Origin of the sequence: Terrisporobacter muris (assembly GCF_024621905.1) — a bacterium.
In the GTDB taxonomy this organism is placed as follows: Bacteria; Bacillota; Clostridia; order Peptostreptococcales; family Peptostreptococcaceae; genus Terrisporobacter; species Terrisporobacter muris.
This window is the reverse complement of record NZ_JANKBY010000244.1, coordinates 1-5,689: the sequence shown is the minus strand read 5'-3', so window position 1 is coordinate 5,689 and position 5,689 is coordinate 1. Positions and strand designations below refer to the sequence as shown.

The 5,689-nt window shown below is 28.8% G+C and carries 5 protein-coding genes; 3 read left to right on the top strand and 2 right to left on the bottom strand.

Going from position 1 to position 5,689, the window contains the following annotated elements; translation table 11 throughout:
* The first annotated feature begins 114 nt into the window (after positions 1 to 114).
* Positions 115 to 840 carry a hypothetical protein gene (locus NSA58_RS14950; RefSeq protein ID WP_039678850.1) on the top strand — a complete coding sequence of 242 codons (726 nt, stop codon included), beginning with the start codon at positions 115 to 117 and terminating at the stop codon, positions 838 to 840.
* Positions 841 to 907: 67 nt separating this feature from the next.
* Here the strand turns inward: NSA58_RS14950 and NSA58_RS14945 are convergent, their stop codons facing one another.
* On the bottom strand, positions 908 to 2,248 hold the full coding sequence (locus NSA58_RS14945; protein ID WP_039678849.1) for a LysM peptidoglycan-binding domain-containing protein: 1,341 nt from the start codon (positions 2,246 to 2,248) through the stop codon (positions 908 to 910).
* Positions 2,249 to 2,392: 144 nt separating this feature from the next.
* Here NSA58_RS14945 and NSA58_RS14940 point away from each other — a divergent pair, with 144 nt between their 5' ends.
* Together NSA58_RS14940 and NSA58_RS14935 are read left to right on the top strand one after the other, a co-directional pair.
* Complete coding sequence (locus tag NSA58_RS14940; protein ID WP_039678848.1) at positions 2,393 to 3,724, top strand: CoA-disulfide reductase; 1,332 nt, start codon at positions 2,393 to 2,395, stop codon at positions 3,722 to 3,724.
* Between the two features lie 15 nt (positions 3,725 to 3,739).
* Positions 3,740 to 4,240, top strand: coding sequence for a thioredoxin family protein (locus NSA58_RS14935; protein ID WP_257560640.1), 501 nt, complete (start codon positions 3,740 to 3,742; stop codon positions 4,238 to 4,240).
* 75 nt (positions 4,241 to 4,315) lie between these two features.
* On the opposite strand, the gene ilvA is transcribed toward NSA58_RS14935, so the two are convergent.
* Positions 4,316 to 5,533 carry a threonine ammonia-lyase gene (gene ilvA / locus NSA58_RS14930; protein WP_039678845.1) on the bottom strand — a complete coding sequence of 406 codons (1,218 nt, stop codon included), beginning with the start codon at positions 5,531 to 5,533 and terminating at the stop codon, positions 4,316 to 4,318.
* Positions 5,534 to 5,689: the final 156 nt, after the last annotated feature.

The window sequence follows — 5,689 nt, the reverse complement described above, 5'->3', positions numbered from 1 at the left end:
TGACTTTTTAGAATGATTGGTAAATTTTTCACATTTATTAGTTAGAAATGATATAATTATATTAGATATATTTTTATTTATTATACATTTTTTATAAGGGTGGGTTGATGTGTTATGAAGTTTGATTGTTTTTATTATCCTGTTTTAAGTAATGATGAATGTGTAGTTCGATGTAATGATGGAATTCGTAGTTTTAATTTCGGAGATAAAGTTCCTACAAAAACTTTATATTACAACTATAATTCTAGCTTTGTTATTTTTCAAAATAGTAAGTTATTTATTGTTGAGAATGAGATTCTAAAAGAAGAAGCAAATATAGATGATCTTAAGTTTCCACTAAAAATCATATTTAATCATGGAACTCAATTAACTGTGGATAAAAAATCTGATTTATCATCTATAAGACTTTTAGTTCCTGGCTTCTTCGAGAAAGAAAAAATTTTAGGTGAATTATTTTTCTTGTCAGAAGTTTATACAAGAAGAATAAGAGATGCTCAATATAGTGTAATGAATGATCTTACTAATTCAGTGATAGATGTAAAATATCTTAATGATGAGATTAGTAGAGCAACAAAAGGTCTATTAAAGCAATTAAAAGTAATACAAGAAAAGTTCATAACTTTAATAGATGAAAATCCTACATTAATTGATGACTACTTAAATTATATGCACTTTGATAATGAAGAAGATATGTTGGAAATTGGAATTAATAAGTATTTTGAAGAAGAGACTGAACAGTATAACGAATATAGAAAAAACTCTTTAATATATAATAGAAAACCTATTTATCCTAAATTTAAGCTAGAGCATTTAGTAAGTTCAATAAATAAATATAAATAAATATAATTTCATAAATAAAAAAAGCTATACCAAAACAAATTGATTGTTCTGATATAGCTTTTTAAAATTAATTCAATTTAATTACATGACCTTCATCTAAATCTTTATCATTTAATATATCATTATGATCTAGTAATTCCTGTTCTGTTTTATTAAATTTTTTAGCTATTTTTGATAAAGTATCCCCTTTTTGAACCACATAATAATCTCTAAATCCTTCTCCGTCTTTTACTCTTCCAGAAGATTCTATTTTTAATACTTGCCCTGGATATATTAAATTAGGATTTGATAATCCATTTAATTCAACTAACTTATCAACTGTAGTGTGGAATCTTTTAGCTATTCCATAAAGAGTATCTCCAGATCTAACTATATAAGTTTTTATATATTCTTTACTTGAAATTGATTTACTTGCTCCTCTTTTGACGCTTGGCACCTTAATAATTTCTCCTGGATATATTAGATTTGGATTTGATATATCATTCAATTTGACTAATTCATCTACTGTTGTATGAAACTTAATTGCTATGCTTGACAATGTATCACCACTCATTACAATATAAGTGCTATAAAATTTGCTTCCTTCTTTTTTTCTTTCTTCTCTTTTTTCTTTAGGATAAATTTTCAACACTTCACCAGGGTATATTAAGTTAGAATCTGCAAGGCCATTAATTTTTTCTAATTCTTTCACTGACACACCATATCTTTTAGCTATACTACTTAATGTATCTCCTTCTTGTACAGTATAGTAAATCACTTTTTTATCTTTTGATTCTTCTTTTCTAATACCTGGAACATCTTTTTTATCATCTAAAAATATATGCTCATAAAATATATCTAAATCTGTATTTGTATATATACCAGATACTCTACCTGTATCAGAATACTGCCATGCTGCATATTTATCTCCCCATATTGGATTTGATTGAGGTGCATCTATATCAATTTGTGCAATCCATAAAGGATAATTCTCCAACCCTATTCCCTTATATAAATTATTTTGTGCAAAGTTTGTATAAGTATAAACAGCAACATCAAGTCCACTTAATTTTTTAACTTCTTCTAAGAATTCTATGGCCTGCTTTGTTAATTCATAATTACCAAGACCTCCTGTCTGTTCTAAGTCTAATACCAATTTAATATCTGAATGAAGACCACTTATTGTATCAACAAAATATCTAGCTTGTTCCACTGGTGTTGGTGAAGATCCAGGATTAAAAAAATGATAAAACCCTATCTTTAAATTATTTCTTCTTGCACCATCATAAAATTCTTGTAAATAAGGATCTCTATAAAAAGTCCCTTCTGATGCTTGTATTATGACAGCTTCAACACCACTATTAGCCACACTTTCCCAATCAATTGTTCCTGACCAGTTACTTACATCTATTCCTCTATATTTAGACATATATTTCCTCCTGTATAATATATTTGCTCTCTAGATTATTATATTTTTCTTATATAAATATTGTGATTAGATTATTTCCTCTCTTTTCAGGGTATTATCATAATGATAAAATAAATATAATAATTTACATCTAAGGAGATAAAAATGAAAGTTGTTATAATAGGCGGAGTAGCTGCAGGAATGTCTGCTGCTGCCAAATTAAAAAGAATAAAACCTGATTATGAAGTTGTAGTATATGAAAAAACAGATATAGTATCCTTTGGGGCTTGCGGTCTTCCTTACTATGTAGGAGATTTTTTCCATGATTCTAATATGATGATTGCCAGAGAAAAGTCAAAGTTTATTGAATCTGGAATTGATTTAAAAACACTTAAAGAAGTTATTGATGTTGATACAGTAAATAAAACTCTTACTATAAAAGATTCAGTAACTGAAGAAATTTTTACAGATAATTACGACAGATTAATGATTGCCACTGGAGCAAGTAGTATTATGCCATCTTTAGATAAGTCGTATGAAAATTTAACTACGCTAAAAGATATGAATGACGGAATAAAGCTTAAAGATTTAATAAATAAAAAAGAAAATAGTAATATAGTTATTATTGGTGCTGGATTTATAGGCATAGAAACCATTGAAGCTGCTAAAAAATTAAACAAGAATATTCATTTAATTGGAAGAAGCAATAGAATTTTAAGTAAAGTATTTGATAAAGAAATTACAGATTTATTAGAAGAAGAATTAAGAAAAAATAATATTCATTTACACCTTGGTGAAACTGTCGAAAAATACATTGGAGACAGTAAAATCGAAAAAATCATTACTAATAAATGTGAAATAGATTGCGATTTAGTAGTTATAGCTATAGGTGTAAAACCTAATACTTCTTTCTTAAAAAATACAGATATAAAAATGCTACCTAATGGTGCTATAATAGTGGATGAGTGTGGTAGAACATCTGTTGAAAATATTTATTCAGCTGGAGATTGTGCAACTATAAAAAATATAGTTACTAATGAAGATATGTATGCTCCTCTAGCTACTGGCGCAAACAAATTAGGTCGAATTGTAGGTGAGAATTTAGGTGATATTAACTCTACTTTCCCTGGTTCTTTAGCTTCTAGCTGTATCAAGGTTTTAGATATGGAAGCTGCTGTTACTGGTATCACAGAGGAAAAGGCTAAGTCACTTAATCTTGATTATAAAGCTAAATTTATTACAAATTATAACCAAACACATTACTATCCAGGACGCGAAAAGTTATTCGTTAAATTAATTTACGATGCTAAAACAAAAGTTATACTTGGTGGTCAGATAGCTGGATATAAAGATGCTGTTCAAAGGGCTAATGTAATAGCTACTGCAATTACAGCGAAGATGACAACAGATCAGCTTGGTATGCTAGATTTATGCTATGCACCTCCTTTTGCTACTACATGGGATGTTTTAAATGTTATAGGAAATGTAAGTAAATAATCCAGGAGGAAAATTATGAATCAAATGACATTAAAGGAATTATATGAGGTTGGTTGCTCTTTTGAAGCTTCTGTCGGAACAGGTACAAAAAGTGAAAGAGCTAGAATCCCCAAAAACTCATCAAGAATTATTTTAAATGATGAATTAACAAATAATATTATTAACTTCAACAAAGAAGTAAAATTTTTGGTTGCTGGAGAAATATGGTGTCAAGATTATCAACTAAACGGATCTATATTAAAAAAATTTATGGACTTAAATACTAATTTTGATATGTCTGTAATTACTATGGCTAGAGGGAAAAAATATTTAGAACCTATTCTAAATATAGAAAGTGCTAAATATCCTTTAATTGTAGTTTTAGATAAAGATTTCAATATCATTGGAAACTTTCAAGAAAGACCCAATGCTGTAAAAATGGCTGAAAGTTTTGATGATATAAAACTTGATTATTATAAAGGAAAATATTTAATAGATTCTGCAAATGACATTTGGAATATAATAAAAAATATTTAATAAAAAACTCTTTAAAAAAGACTATCATCACTGATAGTCTTTTTATATATTATATTCCCTAATAACTATATATTTTTATAATTCAGTTACTTCAAATCCAGCTTCTTCTATTTCTCTTCTTATTTTAGCTATATGATCATGGTCAAATGTTTCAAGTATGAACTCTGCTGATTGTTTCCCTATAGCTCCACCAGAAGATAATCTAGTTTGATTAGCATTTAGTATGTTTGCATTATTTTCGCTTATTATTTTTATTAATTCTAAGAATCCACCTGGTTTGTCAGTCATTATTGTAGAGAATGAATATCTTCTTCCCTCTTTAGCTAAACCTGCACCTATAACTCTGTATAATATGTTAACATCTACGTTACCACCAGAAACTATACAAACAACTTTTTCCCCTGAAGCTGGTTGATATTTTTTAGATAATAAAGCTGCTGTTGAAACTGCTCCAGCACCTTCAGAAACTATTTTTTGATGTTCTAATAAGAATAACATTCCTTGCGCTATTTCTTCTTCAGTTACAGTTATTACTTCATCAACTAATTCTTTTATTATTTCAAAAGTAGCATCTCCTGGAGTCTTAACAGCTATACCATCAGCTATTGTAGCAGCATGAAAAGCAGTTGTGACTTTCCCATTTTTTACTGATTCTTGCATTGAAGGTATATTTGCAGTTTGAACACCTACAACTTTTACATTTGGGTTTAAAGCTTTTGCAGCTACTGCAACACCAGCTATTATTCCCCCACCACCAATTGGGCAAAGTATAGTGTCTACTTCATTATTTAATTGTTTAAATATTTCTAAAGAAATTGTTCCTTGTCCAGCCATTACATATTCGTTGTTGAATGGATGTATGAAAGTAGCACCAGTTTCTTTTTGTATTTCTACAGCTTTTGCATAAGCATCATCGTAAACTTCCCCGTTTAATACAACTTCTGCTCCATACCCCCTAGTTGCAGAAACCTTTGCAAGAGGCGCAGTAGCAGGCATTACTATTGTAGCTTTTATTCCTGTCATTTGTGCTCCTAATGCAACACCTTGAGCATGGTTTCCAGCACTCGAAGCTATGACACCGTTTGCTTTTTGTTCATCAGTTAAATTTGCTATTGTATTAACAGCTCCTCTTACTTTGAAAGAACCTGTCTTTTGTAAGTTTTCACACTTATAAAAAACGTTAGCCCCTGTCATCTCACTTAAAGTTTTACTCTCTAAAACAGGAGTTTCTTTAACTACACCTTTAATAGTTTCTTGAGCTTTTTTTACATCATTTAAAGTAACTTTTAACATATTAATCATTCCCTCTCTAATTGTATATATTTCAAAAATGTTTTACATAAAATCATTTTCCTACCTTGTAAAAACATTTTCCTAATCCATTGTTTGGTACGAATTTATTATACAATAATAATTTGAAAATATCAAACAACTTTAATTTGTATTGCT